We start from the raw sequence: 1,398 nt of genomic DNA on the forward strand, positions 1-1,398 counted from the left end.
TTTGTTGAGCCTTCCTGCCCACGTCGTGGGCTGCAAGACTCTCATAAGCCATGGATCAACCAAACGGGGTCAGGCCAACGGCTCACTAATAGCACGCGACCCCGACACGCGACTCCGGTTGCTGCACGAGTACGTCGGTCAAACTGTACGGAAGTGTCACCTTGATCTGGACAGTTTGATTCGAATAAGTCCGAAAATGGTTACGGACAAACAACTCTCCTCGTAGTAGTCATCGCTCTGCGTGCCGATAACGCACGGAGCAGGAGAATTTGGCGGTCGCCAAGTTGGCGATGCCGGCGTGCGCGGCGGCGCCCAGCGGGACAGTTGGCTGACCTGCAGCAGCAGAATGTTGCGAAGTAATTCCATGACCACTTCACGGGGGTCCGGTCACCAGTCAAACGGCGACACCGTCAGCGCCGTCACTCCTCGTCAACGAGGCGGAGACCGGCGACTCACGCCAGCACCAGCACCACCCACCCAACCGGGTCGCCTCGCGCCGGGCATCGCCAGCCCACCGGACGACACCGTCTGCCCCGCTCCGTACGGCTGACCATTAAGGTCAAATCGTGACTCAAGGAGCCAACCGGGCGCAGGCAGGCCGCGGCATTACGGCAGGCCTTACGGCCGAGGCGGATGTTTGGCCGGCTCTTGCCCTTCAGCACTTGTGGAACGCTCGGCATATGGCCGCGCTGTGCAAGACGCGGGAGAACGACGTAATTGCCCAAGGCAACCACAACATCGACTACGAACTTCGCTGACTCGCTATGGTTGCCGTTGCGTCGGCAGCAGGCTTCGTCGAATCGTTGATTAATGAGATATTCCGTGCCGCTACCAACGCGCCACGGGTAACAACGCCGAACATAGCGGGAATTCCGCCCGATGCCGTCGAGAAGATGAAAGACCTTTGGAATCCTCCAACAGCGCAAGGTCCGAAACCTGGCCGGTTGCAGCATGTATGGGCGAAACTGCGGGGCCACAAGCCCGTCCGGCCGCCGGTATCAATCGAACGTAATCCTCCGCTCGATAAGTACCAACACGCACTCACGGCGATTGGAAAATCCCAAGCGATGCCGAAGGGGCATCAGACCTGCCAACGCGTCCAGATTGTGTTCGACCTGCGGAATGCGTTGCTGCACTACACGCCTGAATGGCAGAGCGTCACCCACGGCGAACTTCGGTCCCGGTTTCAGCAAGTGCCAAAAAGCAAGCAACTCGTAGCCGGTGCCGGATTTCCAAGCGTGATTTTGAACGCGGACGCCGCAGAATGGGCCTGTAACGTGTGTGTGGATTTCGTTGATGAATGGTCTGGGCACATGGGGATTGGCCTGACCCCGTTTGGTTGATCCATGGCTTATGAGAGTCTTGCAGCCCACGACGTGGGCAGGAAGGCTCAACAAA

2 protein-coding genes are annotated in these 1,398 nt (G+C 59.0%); both read left to right on the forward strand.

Annotated elements, in window-relative coordinates; translation table 11 throughout:
* Positions 1-566: 566 nt before the first annotated feature.
* Positions 567-758, forward strand: coding sequence for a hypothetical protein (locus A9X01_RS30125; protein WP_142305312.1), 192 nt, complete (start codon positions 567-569; stop codon positions 756-758).
* Between the two features lie 6 nt (positions 759-764).
* Positions 765-1,343 carry a hypothetical protein gene (locus A9X01_RS30130; RefSeq protein WP_142305313.1) on the forward strand — a complete coding sequence of 193 codons (579 nt, stop codon included), beginning with the start codon at positions 765-767 and terminating at the stop codon, positions 1,341-1,343.
* The last annotated feature ends 55 nt before the right edge of the window (positions 1,344-1,398 follow it).

Source organism: Mycobacterium asiaticum, assembly GCF_001668675.1.
GTDB classification, from domain to species: domain Bacteria; phylum Actinomycetota; class Actinomycetes; order Mycobacteriales; family Mycobacteriaceae; genus Mycobacterium; species Mycobacterium asiaticum_D.